We start from the raw sequence: 21,324 nt of genomic DNA, 5'->3' as shown, positions 1-21,324 counted from the left end.
CCGGGCTTTTTCTATGTGTGGAATCGTTGCGGTTATCGGCTCTCGTGAGGCGGCCCCGCTGCTTTTGGAGGGGCTAAGGCAGTTGGAATATCGCGGTTATGACTCCGCTGGCCTAGCCACCGTTGCGCTTTCAGCGAATGGGGGGGCAGGTCGACTGACCTGCCAAAGAGCTCAAGGAAAGTTGGTGAATCTCACCGCCCGAGTGGAAGAAAAGGGTGCGTCAGGACACTGCGGCATTGGTCACACCCGTTGGGCTACCCATGGCAAACCTGAGGTGCGCAATGCTCATCCTCACAGTGATAGCTCTGGTTTAGTGGCGGTGGTGCAGAACGGCATCATCGAGAATCACCGTCTTTTACGGGAATCCCTGGAAGCTGAAGGGGTGAAGTTTGCGTCTGAGACAGATACGGAAGTCATCCCTCATCTCATCGCTCGTGAATTAATTGGTTTGCAAGCCCAGGTTGGAGTTGCCACTGGAAGGATGTTGTTGGATGCCGTGCAGCGGGTCTTGCCTCAGTTGAAGGGGGCTTATGCCCTTGCTGTGGTTTGGGCGGAGACACCTGGCGCTTTAGTTGTTGCAAGAAAGCAGGCACCGTTGTTGATCGGCCTTGGAGAAGGCGAGTTTCTTTGTGCAAGCGATACCCCGGCTTTGGCGGGCTTTACGCGCACGATTCTTCCGATGGAGGATGGTGAGGTGGCCTTGCTCACGCCCTTGGGGATTGAGCTTTACGACGCGCAAGGCGAACGGCAGCAGCGCAGCCCTTCACTGCTTAGTGGTGGTGATCAAGTGGCCGATAAGCGTCATTTTCGTCACTTCATGCTCAAGGAAATTCATGAGCAGCCTGAAACTGCGCAGTTATGGGTAGAGCGGCATCTGCCGGCGGATCTTTCGGCTGAAGCTCCCGTTGCTTTGCCCTTTGATGATTCCTTTTATTGCGATCTAGAGGGGATCCAGATTCTTGCTTGTGGCACAAGTCGCCATGCGGCTCTTGTGGGTGCTCATTTGTTGGAGCAGTTCGCAGGGATTCCTACGAACGTCTTTTACGCAAGTGAGTTTCGCTATGCACCGCCTCCTTTAGCCCCTCATGTTCTCACCATCGGTGTGACTCAGTCGGGAGAGACGGCCGATACTCTCGCGGCTTTAGCGATGGATGCTCAGCGTCGCGAGGCTCATGGGGGCCTTGCCTTTGCTCCTCGTCAGTTAGGGGTGACGAATCGCCCAGAGAGCTCTCTAGCTCGTCAGGTTTCACACATTCTTGATATCGGCGCGGGGATTGAAGTGGGTGTTGCAGCTACTAAAACCTTTTTGGGGCAGTTGTTGGCTTTTTATGCGCTCGCTTTGGCATTTGCGGCTCGTCGTGGCAGCCGTTCATCTGCGGAGCTCATCAAATTAAAAGAAGAACTAAGGGCTGTTCCAAATCAGTTGAGCTCCTTGGTGGAGCTCCATGATCAGCGTTCTGAAATTTTGGCCCACCGCTTTGCAGATACCCAAGATGTGATCTTTTTGGGTCGTGGCATCAACTATCCGATTGCCCTTGAGGGAGCTCTCAAGCTTAAGGAGATCAGCTATATCCATGCTGAGGGCTATCCCGCTGGGGAAATGAAGCATGGGCCGATTGCGCTGCTAGATGCACACGTGCCGGTCGTTTCGATTGCAATGCCGGGGGTGGTTTTTGAGAAGGTGCTCAGCAATGCACAGGAGGCGAAAGCACGTGATGCCAAGTTGATCGGAGTTGCGCCCGAGGGTCCTGATACTGCTTTGTTTGATGCTTTGCTTCCTGTACCTGAGGTGAGCGAGTGGATTAGTCCTTTGCTAACTGTGGTTCCAATACAGCTGTTGAGCTATCACATTGCTGCCCATAGGGGCCTTGATGTGGATCAGCCCCGCAACCTAGCCAAAAGCGTCACAGTGGAATAGGTCAATTGATGATCATTGTTTCACTACGTCCGTAACGGTCTTCAAAGCGAACAATGTCGTCTTCGCCGAGGTATGGACCACTTTGCACCTCAATTAATTCCATAGGCATTCGGCCTGGATTGGTGAGTCGGTGTTTGCAGCCCAAAGGTATGTAGGTGCTTTGGTTCTCGCCTACCAAATGCTGCTCTCCGTCTCTTTCGACTAAGGCGGTTCCTTTGACTACGATCCAATGCTCAGCACGGTGATGGTGCATTTGCAGCGATAGGCTTGCACCTGGCTTCACCTCTATTCGTTTGACCTGCCAACGGCTGTCTTCCACTACAGAGGTGTAATGCCCCCAAGGGCGATAGATCTTGCGGTGAGCCTTGCCTTCTGGGCTTCCGTCTGCTTCTAGTTGCTTGACAATCGTTTTTACGTCTTGGGCTTTGCTGCGCTCGGCAATCAGTACAGCATCGTCGGTCTCTACTACGACTAGGTTCTCTACTCCTAGGCCAACTACTAGGCGATGTTCACTGCGTAGATAGCAATTTCGACTTTCTTCTGCGATTACACGGCCTCGCAGAACATTGCCGTTGTCGTCTCGATCAGCGTTTTCCCAAAGGGCGCTCCAGCTACCTACGTCATTCCAGCCGGCATCGAGAGGCAGCACAGTGCCAAGCTCGGTTTGCTCCATAACTGCCACATCGATAGCAACATTGGGACATTTTGCGAATGCCTCACGTTCAAGCCGCAGGAAGTCGAGGTCGGGGACATCCTCCTCTAGGGCAGCACGGCAGCAGCTAACTACCTCAGGAGATAGCCGCTCTAGCTCGCTGAGCATTGCACTGGCTTTGAATAGAAACATGCCACTGTTCCAGGTGAAGCGGCCACTGGCGAGGAATTGCTCAGCGGCCGCAAGATCAGGTTTCTCAACAAACCTGGCAATTGGTACGGCTTTGTCTTGGCCGCCACTCAATGACTCTGTTGCTTCGATATATCCGTAGCCCGTTTCAGGAGCGGTTGGCACGATGCCGAAAGTGACTAGGCGCCCGGCTTCTGCAGGGATGCGACCGGCTTCGATGACACGACGGAATTCGCTGGCATCACGAATTACATGGTCTGCAGCAAGCACCAATAGGAGCGGATCTTCTCCTCGTTCTGTGGCCTGTAGAGCAGCCACCGTTACGGCGGGAGCTGTGTTGCGTCCTATGGGCTCGAGCAGTATTGCTGTGGGTTCCACATCGATCTGGCGCATTTGCTCGGCCACGATGAATCGATGGTCTTCGTTGCAGATCAAAAGAGGCGCTGCGAGTCCCTCTATGCCTTTTAAGCGCTGCTGAGTTTGTTGGAGCAGAGTTGTCTGGCCGCAGCCATCGAGGGCCCAGTACTGCTTGGGGTAGCTCGCACGTGAAAGGGGCCAGAGACGGGTGCCTGTTCCGCCACAAAGGATCACTGGAATAAGGCGGGTGGCGGCCACAGTTTCTTCCTTCAGTGTTCCCAGAATCGCGTAGAAGTCTTGCTTCTGTCGATGTGCTTAGAGCTCGAGTAGTCCAGGAGGTGGGGTGAGTCGCAGCCAGCCTTGGCTTGGCTGCACTTCCGGCACGATGGCTTCTACGAATGGAACCAGAACCCGCCGTCCTGCAAGTAATTCGATCTCGAGGAGGTCGTTCCCGGCGGTGGTGAGGTCGGTGACATGACCGATTGCAGGGCCTTCCGCTTCCACACGGGCTTCGAGGCCAACTAAATCAAGGAGGTGAAACTCGCCTTCGGCCAGGCTGGGTCGATCACTTGAAGGCACCAGAAGGTTTTGGCCTACAAGCGCTTCGGCCGCATTGCGATTGTTCACCCCAGCAAATTTCACGACATAGAGCGACCTTCCAGGTAGTTGACGTCCGGTCAGCAATTCAATAGGTCGTGGCTCACCATTGCCGGCCTTGAGCCAGCGTTGACCAGGAAGAGTGAAGCGTTCAGGGAAGTCACTGCTGGGGTTGATTCGTAGTTCACCTTTCATTCCTTGGGCGGCCACCAGTTTTCCCACAGTGAGCCAGTCTTCGGCGCCGTTGATCATGGGCGGAGAAAGCATGTCTGCTGATAATGGCGCTACGACTGCCCAAAGCTGATCTCATGGCCTCTGTAGAAGCACCGATCTTGCCTGGTTCCAATGTGGTTGTGAACGAGATTCGCTCGATCTACAACGGCTATAGCGGATGTGTGCAACGTATCAGTGGAGATCGAGCTGCGGTGTTGTTTGAGGGGGGTAACTGGGACAAGTTGGTCACGATTCCTCTTAAGGATCTTGTTTTGGCTTGAGGTTTAGGTCTTCATGGCCTCGAAACGAGGTCAGATCTCCACAGCAGCATTTGAGGTGGTTGTGCTGGGCCAAATTCTTGCTGCTGTGCTGATGCTTTTGGGTTTCGGCATCATTGGGATGTCCAGGGCATGGTGACGGTTGATGTTGTGAAGCAATTACAAGGCGATTGCGGCGTTGTTCTGCTATTGGATGTGGGCAACATCGTGATGATGTCAGCCTCTCTGATCATTGAGGATCAGATCTGCTTTCTTCGCGAGAAGCAGAAGGAAGAATTTCTTGCAGTGCGGCCCTTGCGGCTGCTTGTTCGGCATCTTTGATCGATCTACCCCAGCCTTCGCCAAGCAGTTTGCCGTTGAGAAGAACTTGAGCGAAAAAACGATTCTGATCACCATGCTGCTGTCTGCGTTCATTGATCTCATAGGTGGGGCATCCCAATCCTTGGCCTTGACTCCATTCCTGTAGGGCGTTCTTGCTGTGGTAGCGATGAGGTGCTCTCAGCACCTCATCGCTGGTGGCCTGCCAGAAAGGAGTTAACCAGTGATGAATGGGCGCAAGGCTTTGGCTGCCCTCATAGAGCGCACCAATGAGTGCTTCAGTGGTTTCAGCGCGAATAGTGGCTTTGGCTGGCTCGTCAGCTGCGGCCTTAGCTCCGATGATCAGCACCTGATCAATCTGAATCTGATCGCCCACTTCTGCTAGCCACCGATCACTGACCAGCTGTGAGCGAAGTGCTGAGGATTCGCCCACGGTCATGGCAGGGAATGTTTGGTTGATGAACTCGGTGGCGGCAAGTCTTAGAACAGCATCGCCAATAAATTCCAGGCGTTCATGGTTGCTCGCAGCTCTGGCTGAGGTGTGGGTCAGTGCTTGATCAACAAGGTTGAAGGAAAGATCCCAGAATTCAACACCAAGCTTGTGGATCAGGCCTTGGAGTTGATCAATGCGACTTTGTGAGAGTTGCTTTGTCTGTATTGAGGGCATCAAAAGGAGTCTGGCATGGAGAACCCTTGCCGGGAATTTGCATCATGTCATTATATTGCTTTGATTTGTATTTTCATTGACGTGGATGAAGATTATGGCAATAGGAGCACTTGAGAAGTATGCATAAATTGAAATTAAATGAAGCAGTATCTAAGTTCCTTTTATTCTGATCTGCGGAGATATTTTTTATTTTCTTCTGCACATCGCTCCTCTGCACGGATTCCTTGGCCGTCCGTTTAATTTGGGAAAAGATTGGTCTCTCCCTGAGTCTTGCCAATGCTTAAAATTTCTATGGTGTTTCATTCTGTTGGTGTGTATTGCACAGAGAAGAAGATCTCTTCTATATCTTTCTTGGCTGCCACCATTTGCATTTTTGTTGGCTGATGATGGATTACGTATTCATGAACAGATTGGAAATATAGTTTCGATTAGCCACCTTGAATTTCAGCCGCCGCTTGGCTTGAGGAGGCAAGATATTGGCGAGTTGATTGGTTCAGCAGCGTTTGGATTGCCATCGCTGTTGTTGCCTGCATATGGCTTTCTTAGGGCTGACTCTAAGGGGAGAATGGAATTTTTAGGAATTGCCGTGCTGATCTTAAGTCTTGCATTTTTTGGAATTGTTGTTGATATGGCCCATGAAATCATGGAAAAGGATTTCGATAAATAGCTTGCTTTTGTTGAGAATGGAGGGGAAATGTTGTCTGCAAGCTTGACGCTAGGCTATATCTTCTTCCTGGAAATGTGCAAGCCTGGAGAGCGGTTTAATTTTTTCTATTTTTGTAGGAGTTTTATTGCGAAAAATGCGCTTATCGTTAGGAGTAAAAGATGATACCTTTTCTTCCTATTTACTTGAGGCCATGTATTATAAAGGCTTGCTAGTTATTGGCTTTGCTTCCTGTTTATAAAGCACGAATACTGGGAATAGAATGATTTATCCCAGCCATGTTGCCATTTTGGCTTGACTCTATTCGTGCATTAGAGGCGGAAGCGATTTGCATGTTTGGAAAAGGGTGAAAGCAGGTCGTAAGCCGGGTTCTGTTCACTGCTCAATCGCAGTGGGTGACCATCTATCTAGGACCGCCGTTGCCGACGGCCTCAAGCGGCGCATTTAATTGGAACGTGGCAGATGGCCAGCCATCGCTCCTTGGCCTTGCTCCCAACCGGGGTTTACCGAGCCAGCACCTCTCGATGCTGCTGGTGCGCTCTTACCACACCTTTGCACCCTTGCCTGTGCCCGGAGTAGAACTCCATGAGGCCATCGGCGGTGTTTTTCTGTGGCACTCTCCTCACGGTCACCCGCACTGGGCATTACCCAGCAAGTCTGGCCATCGGGGAGCCCGGACTTTCCTCAACCGATTTTGTACTGCCCAAAGGCAGTGACTCCTCGATTGCGATCACCTCTCCTGCTTTCAAACCCCATCATGCATTGTGATCGTGGGCATAATTCCCTTTATTGGGGCTGTAGCTCAGCCGGATAGAGCGACGGTTTCCTAAACCGTAGGTCGTGGGTTCGAGTCCCGCCAGCCCCGTTTTTCGCCAACTGTTCGAGGTAGCCGGTACTACATCTGGTGGGCTAGGCAATTGCCACGCTCCTGCTAGCGTTAATTCGGTGGATCAGGCGTCATGACCCAGCTTCACGATCTGCGGCTACGGCTACTTGTGCAGCAGGAAAGCGAGAGCATTGCAAATTCACAGCCCATCGACCTGGACCTCTCTGTGGTGCAGGCTCGCTGTCTCTGTTGGTTGGCTTTATTGGCTGAGGCTCATGAGGATCAGGCCAGTGATGCTGAACGGCGAGGTGATACTGAGCAGGCGATGGGTTGGTTTGCTGATTCGATGAGACTGCGCGACGTGATCCAGGTGGTGTCCACTATTGAGATTCCCTTGCCTGCTCCAGGTGATACAGATTCGGGCGAGGGCAGTTTTTCAAGCGAGCCTCCTCTTGCGGCTTAGTAGATGGCATGATGGGATGTGAGCTAGACGGAGTGCGGTGCCAGAAGAGCCCTGTCAATGCCCTGACTGTCAAAGGTTCTACCGGGAGCATGATCGACTGATTCGTGAGTGCCCTACCTTGCGTCATCAGCAGGAGCTCAATTGGGCTGCTTTGCAGTCTTTTCGAACACTCTCTGGTCGCGTGCTTGAAGATCTTCAGAAGCAATATGGTTCCCAAGGAAATGATGCTGCTAATACTGAGGCCACTCCTGTTGGTGGGGGCGAAGAGCCGGCTGATGAAATCCAGCAATCCATCGCTGATTTGGAGAACATCAATGCACACCTTTTCTCCATCGAGGCCCTTATGGAACGCATCTTTGATGTGAAGGTGCCAGAAGCTGTTGAGCAGAAATTCCGAGAACTTGCTGGTGAACTAGCTCCAGATCCTCTCAATGCAGATCGGCTTCGCCTCAACCGTCTTCTGCATCAGACGCCTGATTTGCCTGATCGCAGTTAGCTTCCCTACCTACCCATAGTTTGTTTATTCTTCAGGGCACATCGCAGGTAATTTCTACGGGGAAGGGCTCAACGTTCCAGATTGTCTGACAGTAGTCTTGGATTGAGCGGTCTGAAGAGAAGAAGCCAGTTCTTGCCGTGTTTAACAGTGACATCTGGTTCCATTGTTTCCGGTTGGTCCAGGCTTGACTTACCTCGTCCTGGGCGCGCAGATAATCTGCGAAATCGGCTAACACGAAGAATGGATCGAAGCCAGTGAGGTTGTCGAGCAGGGGGCGGAATAGCTCGCCATCGCCGTTGCTGAAATGGCCAAGGCCTATCAGTCTTAAGGCTTCCGCTAGCTCGGGCAAGGTTTCAACAATTTTCCTGGGCCGATAGCCGTTGGTTTGGAGCTCCATGATTTCTGTCTCGGTTTTGCCAAACAGGAAGAAGTTTTCAGGGCCGACTCGCTCACGGATTTCAACGTTGGCACCATCAAGGGTGCCGATGGTTAGAGCTCCGTTCATCGCGAACTTCATGTTGCCGGTGCCTGAAGCTTCCTTGCCGGCTGTTGAAACCTGCTCGGAGAGGTCTGAGGCGGGATAAATCTGCTCAGCGAGTTTTACGTTGTAGTCAGGTAGGAAAACGACCCGAAGGCGGCCCTCCATATCGGGATCAGCGTTGATCGTTTCGGCAATGCCATTGATGAAGCGGATGATCAGTTTGGCCATGTAGTAGCCCGGTGCTGCCTTGCCTCCAAAGATCACGGTTCGGGGAGCCATTCCCTCGGCCTGGCCGTTCTTGATGCGCAGGTAGTGGGTGATTACCTGTAGGGCATTGAGGTGTTGGCGTTTGTATTCATGGATCCGTTTGACCTGCACATCGAAGAGGCTCGAAGGATCGACAAGAACACCGGTTTGTCGATGGATGTAACCGGCAAGTTTGCGCTTCACCGAAAGTTTGGTTGCTCCCCATTGCTCTAGGAAGTCGGTGTCATGTTGCCGCTCCTCCAGCTTGGTGAGTAATTCCATGTTGGTGATCCATTCAGGACCAACGTGTTCATCGAGTAGTCGTGAGAGGGCTGGGTTGGCAAGGGCTACCCAGCGCCGCGGCGTGACGCCGTTCGTGACATTGGTGAATTTCTCCGGCCAGATCTCAGCGAATTCAGGCATCAGCTGTCGCTTCAACAGATCAGAGTGCAACGCAGCAACACCGTTCACATGATGGGCTGCAATGGTGGCCAAGTTCGCCATGCGCACGGCCTTGCCACCATCCTCATCGATGATCGACAATTTTCGCTGGATCGCATCATTGCCTGGGTAACGCAGGCGCACCTGTTGTAGGAAGCGGCGGTTGATCTCATAGATCAGCTCAAGGTGGCGGGGCAGCAGGCTGCCAAAGCGAGTGAGATCCCACTTCTCTAGAGCTTCTGGCAACAACGTGTGGTTGGTGTATGCGACTGAGCGGGTCGTGATGTCCCAAGCGGTGTCCCAATCCAGATAGTGCTGATCAATGAGTAGTCGCATCAGCTCTGCCACGGCAATCGCCGGGTGGGTGTCGTTGAGCTGAACGGTCCAGTGGTTAGGGAACTCTTCAACGGGAATCCCTCGGTTCCCCAGACTGCGCAGCATGTCCTGGAGGGAGCAGCTCACAAAGAAGTGTTGCTGCTTGAGGCGCAGGCGGCGGCCTTCATCGGTGCCGTCATTGGGGTAGAGCACCTTGGAAAGGGTTTCTGAACCAACCTTTTCTTCCACAGCGCCGTAGTAGTCACCGATGTTGAAGGCGTAGAAATCGAAGCTTTCAGTAGCGTCGGCTCGCCAGAGGCGTAAGCGGTTACAGGTGTTGACCCGATAGCCAAGTACCGGCACATCGTGGGGAATGCCGATGGCATGCTCGGAGGGGATCCAGCGTGAGCGGTAGTTTCCCTTGCCGTCGGTGTAGCTCTCGGTGCGACCACCAAACCCCACGAAGCAGGCCTCCTCGGGTTGGGGGAGTTCCCAGGGCCAACCACCCTTGAGCCACTTGTCTGTGACCTCTACCTGCCAGCCATCTCGGATCAACTGGTTGAAGATGCCGAATTCGTAGCGGATTCCATAGCCGATAGCTGGCACCTGCAGGCTGGCCAGTGATTCCATGTAGCAGGCGGCAAGACGGCCTAGACCTCCGTTGCCGAGACCGGGCTCTTCCTCGACCTCAAGGATCTGATCGAGTGATTCGATCCTGAAGCGGCGTAAAGCTTGCTCTGCGATGTCTTTCGAGATGCCAAGGTTGAGCAGGTTGCTGTTGAGCTGCGGACCGATGAGGAATTCAGCAGATAGGTAGGCCACCGTCTTGTGGGGTCGGGCTCGGATTGCCTCAAGACTTGCCAGGTAGCGAGTCATCAGCCGATCCCGCACGGCATAACTCAGGGCCATGTAGAGGTCATGGTTACTTGCCGTGGGAGCAAGTTTCCCGAGGGTAAAGAACAGATGTTCTGTCATGCCGTCGAATACAGCATCGGCATCCAGCCCGGCTCGTTCAGGGTCGGCGAAGCAGCCCGGAGTGGGCAGGCGTAGATCTAAGGGGTGGGAGCTGCTCATGACGGCGGAGAGAAAATAATGTTGGAGGGCTGGAGGCTCTCCTTGTAAGGGGTATTAAGGGGACTAGTAATCAGGCGTAGCAGTAGTCAGTGGCCGATCGGCAGCTCACAAGGCGTCAAGGTGATTGATTTGTTCATCCTCTTCACGTGCGTTGAGGATGATCATTCTCTTGAGGCGAAGGGTTTAGGCCATCGATCCCAGCTGGGGAATCTCTGGAAGTTAGCTGCGATGTGCGGCTTGTTTGCCTTAGCGACCGCACATCAACACCTGCAGGTTCTAATCACGCTTCGTTCGGAAAACACCAAAGCAGGATTTGCTCTTCCTTTAATCTCGCTCACAAAGACTGAAATCCGGCTCCATGGTTTTGCATTCAGTGTTGTCCGTGCTGAGCAGCCACGACGTGGAGGTGGCTGAAACATTGATCGGTGTGCTGAATTTCCTGCTGATTTTTGTGGCAGCACGCACTCTGGCTGAGGTTTTGGTGCGTTTGCATCTACCGACGATCGTCGGCGAACTTCTCGCTGGGGTTCTGATCGGGGCCTCAGGTTTGCATCTGTTGGTTCCGCCGAGCGCGCATGTTCAGTTGAACGAAGGTTTGGTCAGCCTGATCAGCGCCTTGGCCTCGATCCCTCCTGAGGCCGTACCGGACCTCTATTACGAAACTTTCCCCTCTCTGCAAGCGGTCGCCACGCTCGGTTTGTATGCCCTGCTTTTCCTCACCGGGTTGGAAAGTGAGTTGGAAGAGTTGGTTGCCGTAGGAGTCCAGGCCTTCACAGTTGCCATGGCTGGTGTGGTGCTGCCTTTTGCCCTAGGCACCTTTGGTTTGATGGCTCTCTTCCAGGTGGAATTGATCCCGGCGATTTTTGCTGGTGCTTCGATGACTGCTACCAGCATCGGCATCACTGCCAGTGTGTTTGGCGAACTCGGTTATCTCAAAACGCGAGAGGGCCAGATCGTGATTGGTGCGGCTGTGCTTGATGACATCCTTGGCATTGTGATCTTGGCCGTTGTTGTTGCTTTGGCCACAGGCGGGAGCCTCGAGATTGCTCCGATTGTGAAACTTGTTGCAGCAGCGACCGTGTTTGTGGTCTTGGCAATTGTGCTTAGCCGTACTGCGGCGCCGGCCTTTGATTGGGTGATCGATCGGCTTAAGGCGCCTGGGGCAGTTGTTGTTGCCTCATTTGTGATTCTGGTGCTGTGTTGCTTTATCGCTACAGCGATTGGTTTGGAGGCCGCTTTGGGAGCATTCGCTGCTGGATTGATCCTCAGCAGCTCGAAGAACAATCACGCGATTCAGCAGTCGGTGCTGCCGATTGTGACTCTCTTTGCAACGATTTTCTTTGTCTTGGTTGGCGCTGGTATGGATCTCTCGGTGATTAATCCTCTGGATCCTGCGAGTCGCTCTGCACTCGTTGTGGCTGGCTTCCTTTTGGTTGTAGCGATCGTGGGCAAGATTGCAGCTGGTTGGGCTTTCGTGATCGACAAACCCACCAATCGCTTGGTGGTTGGTCTTGGCATGATGCCTCGCGGCGAAGTCGGTTTGATTTTTCTTGGCCTTGGTACAAGCGCCGGGCTGCTTTCTCCGTCTTTAGAAGCAGCAGTTCTATTGATGGTGATTGGCACCACCTTTCTTGCGCCGTTACTTCTTCGCTTGGTGCTTCGAGATAAACCGCCTGGAGGCGGCAACTCCATCCCTGATGACGTTGCCGCCAATCCTGTTGGGCTGGTTTAGTGCAGCTTCTTTGCTTGCATAGCCCTGAAAAGTAAAAGAATTGCCTACCATCACCTTTCGCCACCGTCGCCGTTGTGACGTCAGCTCCATCTGCCGTGCTTAATGCTTCCTGGAGCCATCTGGGGCACGATGTTCATTGCCTACAACGCATCCCAGAACAGGATGTTGAGCATGGGGGACGCCAACGGCCTGCACTGTTGTTGGTGCATGGCTTTGGAGCTTCTACCGATCATTGGCGCCACAACATTCCGAAGCTCTCCCTCACCCATGAGGTGCATGCCATAGACCTGCTTGGCTTTGGTCGTAGTGCCAAACCTGGTGGGTTGGATTATGGCGGGGACCTTTGGAAAGACCAGTTGGTTTCATATGTCAACGAGCGAATCGGAAGGCCCACTGTGATTGTTGGCAATTCGCTGGGAGGTTATGCAGCCCTGGCAGCAGCAGCTGCTCTTGAATCGCAATCCGCCGGAGTGGTTTTACTGAATGCTGCTGGTTATTTCAGCGATGAGAAGTTTTCTCCAAAACCAAAAGATATGACTTCGAGGCTTCGCCAGATGATTGGGCAAGGTCTTTCAAGGGATCTTGTGGTGAAGTGGTTGATATATCCTTTGATACAGAGAATGATCTTTGAGAATCTGCGCCGGCCTGGTGTCATTCGCAGCACTCTCAAGCAGGTTTATATCGATCCTGCCAATGTTGATGATGATTTGATTGAGTCGATTCGTAGGCCTTCTCTGGATCCAGGCGCATTCCAAGTGTTTCGCAATGTTTTTCAGGCGCGCGGGCTTAGGGGTAAGCCTATTGATGAATTGTTTAATGATTTGCAAGCTCCTCTGTTATTGCTCTGGGGTGATGGTGATCCCTGGTTGAGGAATGCAAAAGCCAAGCAAGAAAAGTTTCGCACATATGCCAAAGAAGCTTCTTTGGAAGTGAAAGAGGTGCTTCTAAATGCTGGACATTGCCCTCATGATGAGGTGCCTGACTTGGTGAATTCTGAATTGCTGGAGTGGCTAACTGGTTTGAGTATTGCTTAATTTAGGAATGATTGATTGCCATAGTTCTCCTCTCCTCCGCAAGCAGAGTCCCTATCCTCATTGGCAGTATCTCCACCCAGAAAGTGGTGATCGTTTGCGGATTGTGCCTGAGCGAGGTGGATTAGTCACTGATTGGTGTTGTAACGGCCGTGAGATGCTCTATTTGGATCAGGAGCGTTTTGCAGATCCAGGGAAAAGTATTCGCGGAGGTATTCCAGTGTTGTTTCCCATCTGCGGAAACCTGCCAGGCGATTTATTACTCTTGCCAAGTGGTGAGTTCACTCTTAAACAGCATGGTTTTGCTAGGGATCAGCACTGGGAATTGCAGTTATTAGAAGATCACAGTGGCGTGAAGCTTAGCCTTGGTGATAGTGAAGAGACGCGGGCTGCTTATCCATTTGCTTTTTTGATCGAGATGGTGATGCGCCCGATTCGCAATGCTTTAGAGATCGAGGTAAATGTACATAACCGTAGTCAAACTGCGATGCCCTTCAGTTTTGGTTTACACCCTTATTTCAAGGTGACTGACTTGAGTCAGGTCCGCTTGGAAGGGTTGCCTCATTCATGTCTCAATCATTTGCAGATGGCAGAAGCCGAAACCGCCATCCAATTGGCAGGTCTAACTGAGGGCGTGGATTTTCTGACTCGCCCTGCGGGCCCAGTAACCCTTGTAGATGGCGCCTCTAGGGCATGCCTGCAGCTTCAGCATGAGACTCCCATGGATCTCACTGTGGTGTGGACTGATCCGCCGCGGCAGATGGTATGCCTTGAGCCTTGGACTGGTCCGCGGGAGGCATTGATTAGTGGCGATCGAAAGTTGGAGATCGAACCTGGTGGCCAGCAGAGGCTGAGATGTTCCTTTTCAAAAAATCCTGAAAAAACTGTTAGTGCGGCTAGTTGATAAAACATCTGTGTATTAGACGGTGGCAACAACTCCAACAGGCTCCAGCCTTCAGTGCTCTAAGCCATCGAGGACGGCTGGAACGCCTTCTGTAAAGCTCCCTGGAGTGTTTTGCTTTGCCAAAGCCTGGGGGGGGGTGATCAGACAGTGGAACGCTGCCGACTTGATCAGCGGAAACGTTGATAACGGGAATTGATCAGATCATGAGCTGAAAGAGAAAGCCGCCACCAGCGACTCCGCCCAGAAGGTGACGAGCAACAGAGACGACTGTGATACCGAATTGAGGCATTCCGCCATGCCTGTTTGGCCGTTGATTAACCACTGACTCCTGGCAATCGGCCTCTCGCTAGTTGTTGCTTTGAATCGAATTGTTGCTTCACAGCTTCAATCAGTGGCCTTGAGGGTGCATCTAGCCAAGCAGGGAGCCGATCTCCAGCTTGACTGGGTTGCTGCAGGAGTGTGAGCTGGCCACCGAGGCGAGCAATCTTGAGGCGCAGCTCGTTGAGATCCTCGTTTTGGCTGATCCTTTTTGCGTTGGGTGGTGACATTTGCCAGCCATCGCCGATGCCAGCGCCAGCTGCAAGCTGCCAATGCCAGCCGTTGAGGGCTTGTAGTTCTTTGCTGGCGATCAGCCGGTGAATGTTGCTTGGTTGCAGCGCTACCCGTACCAGCCAGTCGCTGCAATTTAAAGATCCTTCAGATGGGTGTGGATCTTGATGGGGGCCGAGCCAGGCCAGCTGTTTTGTGCCCAGTTGATGTTGATTGGCGAGGTCTTGGAGGCGTCCTATTTGGTCGTTGACGGCTTGATCGCTCACGCTGGCCACGCCGATGTTGAGATGCCAGTCCTCTAAATCAGTTTTGATCCAATCGCAGTATTCCGGGGTGAAGCTGGTGCGCAATAGTGCAGCTCGCCATGCTTCCAGCGCTTCCAGAGAACCATCAAGGCGAAGGCAGATATGTGCTGGGCGGATTGGTTGGCAGCGAAGAGTTAGTTCCGTGATCAGAGCCAAGCTGCCCCAACTGCCGCAGAGGAGGCGCATTAGGTCATAGCCAGCAACGTTTTTGACTACCCGGCCTCCAGCATGCGCAGCAATACCATCGCTACGCAGGAGTCCGATTCCGATCAGTTGGTCGCGTATACCCAGATGCCGCTGTCGCAAACCGCCGGCGAGGCCACGAGCCACCAACCCACCCACACTTCCAGCACTGTTGGGATCTGTGTTGGGTTGGCTTCCCCTGGGCCAGTTGACGGCTAGCCATTGATGGTGTTCTTTCAAAACCATTTGTAGGTCTGCCAGCGGCAGGCCTGCTTCAACAGTGATCGTGAGGTCGTCGACAGCGTGATCAAGGATGCGCTTGAGACCATTCACACTGATTGGTCTTGAAGGCATTTCCACAGGCGGCCCCCATTGCAGACGGCTGCCAAGACCACAGGGCAGCCAGGGGGTTGCTGCTGCATGCAGCCCCGCAACAAGATCGGCCAGTTCCTTTGCCGTAGCAGGTGCTGGCAGGTTGGCGGTATCGGCGAAGAACGTGTTCACGTCACGATGGTGCCATGAAGATTGTGGTGCTTGATGACGACCCCACCGGCTCCCAGACTGTGCATGGCTGTCTGCTGCTGCTGCGCTGGGATGTTGATGTGCTGCGGCAGGGGTTGCGCCACCCTTCGCCACTCTTGTTTGTGCTGGCCAACACACGTGCGTTAGCCCCTGATCAGGCGGCATCCCGCAATCGTGAGATTTGTTGTGCTTTGCGGCAAGCATTCGCGGCGGAAGGCATGTCAGCAGCGGAAGTTGTTGTGGTCAGTCGCGGTGACTCCACGCTGCGTGGTCATGGCGTTTTGGAGCCTGAGGTGATCGCTGAGGAGCTCGGCCCTTTCGATGCGACGCTGCATGTTCCTGCCTTCCTCGAAGGAGGGCGCACCACGGTGAATGGCGTGCATTTGCTTGATGGCAAGCCAGTGCATTCCAGTGCTTTTGCCAAAGATCGCTTGTTTGGTTACAGCACCAGTGATCTCCCTGCTTGGCTAGAGGAGAAAAGTGGTGGGCAGATCCGAGCTCAAACTGTTCAGCGCCTCTGCCTTGCGCAGTTGGATGCGGCTGTTGAAAACCAAGATGCTGCGAAGCCATTGAAGACAGGCCGCACAGAGTTGCGACGTTGGTTGGCTCGGCTTCATCACAATCAGTCTGTGGTGGTGGATGCGGAGCGTTCTGAGCAATTGCTGGCCTTAGCAGAAGCGGTAAGGCAGTTGGCAGGTCAAAAGCGATTTCTATTTCGCTCTGCTGCGAGCCTTCTTAAGGCTCTGGCAGAGATTGGCCCTCAACCGCTTAGCTCAACTGGCTTAGCAGGCTTGCGGCGTAGCGATCGCTCAGGTCAACCATGGCCTGGGTTGGTGATGGTTGGTTCCCACGTGCCTCTGGCTGATGCTCAGTTGGAATCTTTACTCGAGGCGCCAGAGTGCATGGGGGTGGAATTGCCAGTCCCCCGCTTGGCGCAGATCTTGCAAAAGGGCTTGTCAGATGGGCGATTGGCTGAGTTGGAGCAGCATTGCTTCAATCAGCTGGGCGAGGTGCTTGCCATTGGCTGTACACCGGTGTTGTTCACGAGTCGCGGTGAATTGGATTGCTTGACATCAGCTGTAAGGCTGAGCTTTGGCGTTGCTTTGGCTCAATTGATGGCTCGTCTGGCGGCTGCTCTCGCGCCGAGGTTGGGCTATTTGATCAGTAAGGGTGGAATTACAACCCACACTCTCTTGGCAGAAGGGCTGGGCTTGGAGATGGTGCAGCTTGAGGGGCAAATCTTGCCAGGCTTGTCGTTGGTGCGGCCTTTAGCTGGAGGCGGCTTGGTTGATCTGCCGATCCTTACCTTCCCCGGAAATCTTGGTGATTCTCAAACCCTTTTGGATGCCTGGCGATTGATGGAGGCCGGCGGCACAGGCCAGTAGCTCCATTGGATGGGCGACTGCCAGATCACCATCCAGATGGCGGCGGAGTTGCAAGGTGCAGCCAATGTTGGCGCTGGCAATCAGCTCAGCTCCAGTGTTGCTGAGGTCAGCCACCTTGATTCTCCCTAGCTCGGCAGCTTCTTGAGGGTTGACCAAGTTATAAATTCCGGCGCTCCCACAGCAAACTCCGGCTTCTGTGGCTTCGCTCAAAACTAGATTTGGAATGGCCTTCAATAGTTGTCTTGGTTGGGCTTTGATTCCTTGGCCATGAATCATGTGGCAGGCATCGTGGTAAGCAACTTTCAGAGGAGTTTGGGGGCTGGCAGGCTGCCCATTGTTATGGGGAAGAGGCTGAAGGCTTTGCTGAAAGTTGCTGTCGAGGCCGTGTTCCGCCAGGAATTCATGCACATCGAAGACGGGAATATTGAAGCTTGCTGTTGCGTTGAGGAGTTCGCCGTAGGCCTTCATGGTGTGGCCACAGCCCGAGGCGGCCACCAGCACAGCCTCTAAGGGTTCGGCTCCAGCAGGTCGCCCTGGGCCGACAACGTTGGCAAAGCTTTTGACAAGCTTCTCGGCTAGCTCTCGGGTTTGTTTGAGTTGCCCCTGGTGGTGCGAGACGGCGCCACAGCAGCCTTGATCTTTCGGCACAACGACTTCAAAGCCATTGGCTTGCAGCACGGCAACAGTGGCTTGGTTCACGTTGGGATCGAAGCAACGTTGCACACAGCCAAGAACAAGCCCCACCCTGCTGCGGCGTTGACCTGCTGCGGGGTGGAGGATCTTCAAATCATCCTGAAAATTTTCTGCTGCAAGAGCAGGCAACAAGGCCTCCATCGCTTCCAGTTGGGGCCCAAGAATCCTGTTGATACCGAGGCGGCGGCTAAGAGCTTGTATTGGTGTTCCCGCGTAGGCACGCAAAGGGTGCAGAAGGGCGCGCAGTCGGCCGGGATAGGGGAGCAACTTCAGTAGAACTTGGCGAAAGTGGTTCTGGCAGGGGCTGCGAAGTTCTGCTTGGTTCAGTAAAGGGCGCGTCGCCTCGATGAGCTGGTCGTAGCGAACTCCTGAGGGGCATGCACTCACACAGGCAAAGCAACCTAGACAGGAGTCGAAGTGGCTAGCGACGGTGGCATCAAGCTCCAGCTCACCTTTGTCGATCGCCTTGAGGGTGTGGATCCGCCCTCGCGGCGAATCCATTTCAGTGCCCAATACTCGGTAACTTGCGCAGGTTGGCAGGCAGAAACCACAGTGCACGCAGGGGTCGGCGGCGTCTGCTGGGAGGCTGCTCAGGGCCTTGTCATTTTGGTTTGACGTGACGTCAACAGAAGTCATGCATTGAGTCTGGCGACTTCCATGTCGCCCTGTTGCATCGCCGGATCATTCGCCATGCCTTTGCATAAGCGTTGAGTTTCTCCTGACGCCTTCGCTATTTGCTCCAGTGATTCATGTAGGACAGCGTGGTTGCATGCTACTGCCCTTACGTTGGTGTTTGCTCTAGGCAGATTGCTTTTTATTTTGCAGCGTAAACCCAGAGAGAATAGGAGTCACAGGAAGCACATCAGCTACACGGATTGATGCTTCAGTAACTGTATCCAGCTAGCTCAATCTCGTGTTTGAAGAGGGAGGCGATCCTTGCTGCTTGCCCATCATTCAGGATGTCTCGATAATGTCTGTGATCACTGCGAAACTGCCGCTTTGCTTCTGGCAGCTTGGGGCTGCCAGAAAGATTTAATTCTTCAAAAATCCGGTTCACTTCCTTCTGAACATTCTCATAGCGGCATAGTCGGTCCACGCTGAATTTTCCATTGATGGTGTACATTTCTTCGCTATTCTTCGCAGCTGATTCGAGGGAGTGGCTGTTGATAAACGTATCGAGATCCATTGGATCTTTCTTGCCTCTGATTACCCAGAAATATTGAGATATGGCCCGGTCCCAGGGATTACGTACAAAGCAAAACTTGAAGTAGGTTTCCCAACATTCCCGATTCAGATATTGGAGAGCTTCTTGTGGCTTGATGTGGGTATGGAATCCTATTTGTTCGAGCTGCCTGTTGATATTTTTCTTGGTCAGTTTTTTCTGTATTCGTAGTTTAAGGTAATTTAGCTTATTATTCCAAGGGATAAAGTTGCGTGGCCCGAGGTAGCCTAGATCCTGTCGGATGGCTTCATCTCGTGCGCTTAAGGGTGTGATCACGTCCTTTCGCTCACAGGTGCTTGATAGAGCAATGCCAATGGAGGTCGAGGCAGTTTTTCGGTTTGCAATAAAGATGAAGCGATTGCGGTGGTTGATGATCATCAGAATGCGTATAAATAGATAAAAAGATTTGCCTTCAAAAGCTGTATCCAGACAGCTCAATTTCGCGTTTAAAAATGGATGCAATCCTTGCGGCTTGCTCGTCATTGAGAACATCTCTATAATGTCTTCGATCACTGCGAAACTGTCGCTTTGCTTCGGGCAGCTTGGGGTCACCGGGAAGATTTAATTCCTCAAAGATTCGATTGACTTCCGTCTGAATATTTTCATAGCGACAAAGCCGATTGACAGCGAGCTTGCCATTCAAGGTGTACATCTTTTGACTGCGACTTGCGATTCCCTTGATTTTTGAGCTATTGAGAAATGAGTCTAGACTGACCGGATTGGGCTTATTCCTGATCGACCAGAAATATTGAGAAATCACGAGATCCCAGGGATTGCGAACGAAGCAGAAGCGAAAATAAGATTCCCAGAGATCGGGTTGCAAATAGTTCAGAATTTTCTTGGGTGTGATATGAGTATAGTAGCCAATTTCTTTCAACTTTTCAGATATCCAAAGACCAGTGAGCTTTCGCTGAGTGAGAAGTGATAGATAGGCTACTTTGTTCTGCCAAGGTATGAAATGTCGTGGCCCTGGATAGCATAATCTTCTTCTTATTTCCTCATCTTTGCCCAAGGGAGCAATGATGTCTTTTTGATTGCAGGCACTTGAAAAAGTAATCCCTATTGCAGTCGAGGCAGTTTTGCGGTTGGCGATAAAAATGAACCGTTGGCTATGGCTAATAATCATCTAGTAGTGCTGGGAATTGATTTGGCATCAGCCTTAGAAGTGGCTGATAACGGCCTCGGAGAAGCCGCTGCAGGTCACGGGCTCTACGGGAGGTTCCATGAGTCGAGCAAGGTCATAGGTGACCTGTTGATTGGCGATTGCAGCACTTAACCCTTTGGTGATCATGTCTGCCGCTTCTTGCCAGCCTAGAAACTCCAGCATCATCACTCCGCTGAGGATTACTGATCCGGGATTAATCCGATCGAGTCCGGCGTGCTTTGGTGCCGTGCCGTGAGTGGCCTCGAAGATGGCCGCGTTCTCGCCGATGTTGGCTCCTGGGGCCATGCCTAATCCGCCCACCATCGCGGCAGCAGCATCGGAGATGTAGTCGCCATTGAGGTTGAGTGTCGCCAGGATCGAGTATTCCTGCGGCCGTGTTTGGATCTGCTGGAAGATGCTGTCAGCGATGCGGTCATCAACCAGCACCATCTTCTTCCAATGGCCATTGCCGTGGCTAGCGCCGATGGTATTGATCACTCTCTGCACCTCGGAATCGATGCTGGCCTTTTTCTCAGGAGTCAGGTTGTCGTAGCCCGGCTCGAGCATGCGCGCGTTGGCCTCGACGCTCAGGTTCGATTCCTTTTCAAGGTTGCCGAGGATCCAGCTCTCTCGTTCAGTGATGCAGACGTCACGAAATTCGCTTGTAGCTAATTCGTATCCCCAGTCTCGGAAAGCACCCTCAGTGAATTTCATGATGTTGCCTTTGTGCACCAAGGTGACGTGGCGCTTGTCGCCCTTGAGTCGAAGAGCATGTTGGATGGCTTTGCGGATATGACGCTGGCTGCCGTGCTTGCTTACCGGCTTGATGCCGATGCCTGAGCCTTCAGGAATCTGGCGTTTGCCTAGCTTGCCGTTGGCTGGAATGACGACTGAGTTGAGATGCTCGCGCAGCTTCTGGCCGACTGGATCATCGGCTTCCCATTCCACCCCCATGTAGATATCTTCCGTGTTTTCTCGGTAGACGATTACATCAAGATCCTGAGGCCGTTTGTGGGGGCTGGGTGTGCCCTTGTAGTAGCGACAGGGGCGGACGCAGGAATACAAATCGAAGATTTGGCGTAGGGCCACATTGAGGGAACGGATGCCCCCGCCGATTGGAGTAGTGAGGGGCCCCTTGATGGCGACCCCATAGGTGCGGATTGCTGCAAGGGTGTCTTCAGGTAGGTACTGGTAGGTGCCGTAGAGATCGCATGCCTCGTCGCCTGCATACACCTTGAACCATTCGATACGACGAATCCCTTGATAGGCCTTCGTTACAGCTGCATCCAGCACTCTTTGGGTCGCGGGCCAGATGTCCAAACCTGTGCCATCGCCGCGGATGAAGGGGATGATTGGCTCGTTGGGTACGACTGGCTGGCCGTTCACGAAGCGGATGGCCGTGCCCTGGCTTGGGGCGGAGAGCTTCTCGAACTGAGCCATGTGTGACGACCGTGCAATG

The 21,324-nt window shown here is 53.1% G+C and carries 22 protein-coding genes, 1 tRNA gene and 1 other RNA gene; 14 read left to right on the top strand and 10 right to left on the bottom strand.

Annotation, left to right across the window (positions count from 1 at the left end):
- The first annotated feature begins 13 nt into the window (after positions 1 to 13).
- Complete coding sequence (gene glmS / locus EV12_RS07090; protein ID WP_036913794.1) at positions 14 to 1,918, top strand: glutamine--fructose-6-phosphate transaminase (isomerizing); 1,905 nt, start codon at positions 14 to 16, stop codon at positions 1,916 to 1,918.
- A gap of 1 nt (position 1,919) precedes the next feature.
- Here the strand turns inward: glmS and EV12_RS07085 are convergent, their stop codons facing one another.
- Both EV12_RS07085 and rimM read right to left on the bottom strand, forming a co-directional pair.
- Positions 1,920 to 3,374 (bottom strand): mannose-1-phosphate guanylyltransferase/mannose-6-phosphate isomerase, encoded by a 1,455-nt coding sequence (locus tag EV12_RS07085; protein WP_036913792.1) that lies wholly within the window; start codon positions 3,372 to 3,374, stop codon positions 1,920 to 1,922.
- Between the two features lie 57 nt (positions 3,375 to 3,431).
- Positions 3,432 to 3,980, bottom strand: coding sequence for a ribosome maturation factor RimM (rimM, locus tag EV12_RS07080; protein WP_036913789.1), 549 nt, complete (start codon positions 3,978 to 3,980; stop codon positions 3,432 to 3,434).
- Positions 3,981 to 4,021: 41 nt separating this feature from the next.
- Between rimM and EV12_RS07075 the strand changes: the two genes are divergently transcribed.
- Together EV12_RS07075 and EV12_RS14830 are read left to right on the top strand one after the other, a co-directional pair.
- Complete coding sequence (locus tag EV12_RS07075; RefSeq protein ID WP_036913924.1) at positions 4,022 to 4,207, top strand: NAD(P)H dehydrogenase subunit NdhS; 186 nt, start codon at positions 4,022 to 4,024, stop codon at positions 4,205 to 4,207.
- A gap of 13 nt (positions 4,208 to 4,220) precedes the next feature.
- Positions 4,221 to 4,343 carry a hypothetical protein gene (locus EV12_RS14830; RefSeq protein WP_255327636.1) on the top strand — a complete coding sequence of 41 codons (123 nt, stop codon included), beginning with the start codon at positions 4,221 to 4,223 and terminating at the stop codon, positions 4,341 to 4,343.
- Positions 4,344 to 4,433: 90 nt separating this feature from the next.
- Here EV12_RS14830 and rnc read toward each other — a convergent pair whose 3' ends face one another.
- Positions 4,434 to 5,189, bottom strand: coding sequence for a ribonuclease III (gene rnc, locus EV12_RS07070; RefSeq protein WP_036913785.1), 756 nt, complete (start codon positions 5,187 to 5,189; stop codon positions 4,434 to 4,436).
- Between the two features lie 310 nt (positions 5,190 to 5,499).
- Between rnc and EV12_RS07065 the strand changes: the two genes are divergently transcribed.
- Positions 5,500 to 5,856, top strand: coding sequence for a hypothetical protein (locus tag EV12_RS07065; protein ID WP_152562990.1), 357 nt, complete (start codon positions 5,500 to 5,502; stop codon positions 5,854 to 5,856).
- 342 nt (positions 5,857 to 6,198) lie between these two features.
- Here EV12_RS07065 and rnpB read toward each other — a convergent pair.
- Positions 6,199 to 6,599: RNase P RNA component class A (gene rnpB / locus EV12_RS12925), an RNA gene on the bottom strand.
- A 45-nt stretch (positions 6,600 to 6,644) separates the two neighbouring features.
- On the opposite strand from rnpB, the gene EV12_RS07055 reads away from it, so the two are divergent.
- The 4 genes from EV12_RS07055 (at position 6,645) to EV12_RS07045 (ending at position 7,638) form a co-directional block, all read left to right on the top strand.
- Positions 6,645 to 6,718, top strand: a tRNA-Arg gene (locus EV12_RS07055).
- A complete protein-coding gene (locus EV12_RS14825) occupies positions 6,694 to 6,816 on the top strand; it encodes a hypothetical protein (RefSeq protein WP_255327637.1) in 123 nt (40 codons plus the stop codon). Before EV12_RS07055 ends, EV12_RS14825 begins: the two co-directional genes overlap by 25 nt.
- Positions 6,813 to 7,142 (top strand): hypothetical protein, encoded by a 330-nt coding sequence (locus EV12_RS07050; RefSeq protein ID WP_036913780.1) that lies wholly within the window; start codon positions 6,813 to 6,815, stop codon positions 7,140 to 7,142. The genes EV12_RS14825 and EV12_RS07050 overlap by 4 nt, the downstream gene beginning before the upstream one ends.
- Before the next feature lie 37 nt (positions 7,143 to 7,179).
- Positions 7,180 to 7,638, top strand: a complete 459-nt coding sequence (locus tag EV12_RS07045; protein ID WP_036913776.1) for a hypothetical protein — start codon at positions 7,180 to 7,182, stop codon at positions 7,636 to 7,638.
- Between the two features lie 31 nt (positions 7,639 to 7,669).
- Here the strand turns inward: EV12_RS07045 and EV12_RS07040 are convergent, their stop codons facing one another.
- A complete protein-coding gene (locus tag EV12_RS07040) occupies positions 7,670 to 10,195 on the bottom strand; it encodes a glycogen/starch/alpha-glucan phosphorylase (protein WP_036913773.1) in 2,526 nt (841 codons plus the stop codon).
- Positions 10,196 to 10,315: 120 nt separating this feature from the next.
- Between EV12_RS07040 and EV12_RS07035 the strand changes: the two genes are divergently transcribed.
- The 5 genes from EV12_RS07035 to EV12_RS14185 all read left to right on the top strand — a co-directional run bounded on the left by EV12_RS07035 (position 10,316) and on the right by EV12_RS14185 (position 14,058).
- Positions 10,316 to 10,609: a hypothetical protein gene (locus EV12_RS07035; protein WP_036913772.1), complete on the top strand. Its 294-nt coding sequence runs from the start codon at positions 10,316 to 10,318 to the stop codon at positions 10,607 to 10,609.
- The gene (locus tag EV12_RS07030) at positions 10,554 to 11,927 is read left to right on the top strand and encodes a cation:proton antiporter (protein WP_036913771.1); all 1,374 of its coding nucleotides are present in this window, start codon (positions 10,554 to 10,556) and stop codon (positions 11,925 to 11,927) included. Before EV12_RS07035 ends, EV12_RS07030 begins: the two co-directional genes overlap by 56 nt.
- Before the next feature lie 74 nt (positions 11,928 to 12,001).
- Positions 12,002 to 12,961: an alpha/beta fold hydrolase gene (locus EV12_RS07025; RefSeq protein ID WP_036913766.1), complete on the top strand. Its 960-nt coding sequence runs from the start codon at positions 12,002 to 12,004 to the stop codon at positions 12,959 to 12,961.
- Between the two features lie 7 nt (positions 12,962 to 12,968).
- Entirely contained in the window at positions 12,969 to 13,862 is an 894-nt protein-coding gene (locus tag EV12_RS07020; protein WP_036913764.1) for an aldose epimerase family protein, read from the top strand.
- 22 nt (positions 13,863 to 13,884) lie between these two features.
- On the top strand, positions 13,885 to 14,058 hold the full coding sequence (locus EV12_RS14185) for a hypothetical protein (RefSeq protein WP_193742176.1): 174 nt from the start codon (positions 13,885 to 13,887) through the stop codon (positions 14,056 to 14,058).
- A 118-nt stretch (positions 14,059 to 14,176) separates the two neighbouring features.
- Here EV12_RS14185 and EV12_RS07015 read toward each other — a convergent pair whose 3' ends face one another.
- Positions 14,177 to 15,403 (bottom strand): FAD-binding oxidoreductase, encoded by a 1,227-nt coding sequence (locus tag EV12_RS07015; RefSeq protein ID WP_081939877.1) that lies wholly within the window; start codon positions 15,401 to 15,403, stop codon positions 14,177 to 14,179.
- Between the two features lie 14 nt (positions 15,404 to 15,417).
- Here EV12_RS07015 and EV12_RS07010 point away from each other — a divergent pair, with 14 nt between their 5' ends.
- Complete coding sequence (locus EV12_RS07010) at positions 15,418 to 16,806, top strand: four-carbon acid sugar kinase family protein (protein WP_036913762.1); 1,389 nt, start codon at positions 15,418 to 15,420, stop codon at positions 16,804 to 16,806.
- Here EV12_RS07010 and EV12_RS13210 read toward each other — a convergent pair.
- The 4 genes from EV12_RS13210 to EV12_RS06995 all read right to left on the bottom strand — a co-directional run bounded on the left by EV12_RS13210 (position 16,690) and on the right by EV12_RS06995 (position 21,305).
- Complete coding sequence (locus tag EV12_RS13210; RefSeq protein WP_036972484.1) at positions 16,690 to 18,135, bottom strand: (Fe-S)-binding protein; 1,446 nt, start codon at positions 18,133 to 18,135, stop codon at positions 16,690 to 16,692. The two genes, EV12_RS07010 and EV12_RS13210, sit on opposite strands and share 117 nt — an antisense overlap.
- Before the next feature lie 247 nt (positions 18,136 to 18,382).
- Positions 18,383 to 19,204 (bottom strand): sulfotransferase family 2 domain-containing protein, encoded by an 822-nt coding sequence (locus EV12_RS07005; RefSeq protein WP_193742175.1) that lies wholly within the window; start codon positions 19,202 to 19,204, stop codon positions 18,383 to 18,385.
- Positions 19,134 to 19,847 (bottom strand): sulfotransferase family 2 domain-containing protein, encoded by a 714-nt coding sequence (locus EV12_RS07000; RefSeq protein ID WP_036913759.1) that lies wholly within the window; start codon positions 19,845 to 19,847, stop codon positions 19,134 to 19,136. Before EV12_RS07000 ends, EV12_RS07005 begins: the two co-directional genes overlap by 71 nt.
- Before the next feature lie 33 nt (positions 19,848 to 19,880).
- The gene (locus tag EV12_RS06995; protein WP_036913757.1) at positions 19,881 to 21,305 is read right to left on the bottom strand and encodes an NADP-dependent isocitrate dehydrogenase; all 1,425 of its coding nucleotides are present in this window, start codon (positions 21,303 to 21,305) and stop codon (positions 19,881 to 19,883) included.
- Positions 21,306 to 21,324: the final 19 nt, after the last annotated feature.

The sequence above is a fragment of the Prochlorococcus sp. MIT 0701 genome (genome assembly GCF_000760295.1).
Taxonomy (GTDB): domain Bacteria; phylum Cyanobacteriota; class Cyanobacteriia; order PCC-6307; family Cyanobiaceae; genus Prochlorococcus.
Note: the sequence above shows the minus strand (reverse complement) of the source record. Positions and strands in the feature narration are given on the sequence as shown.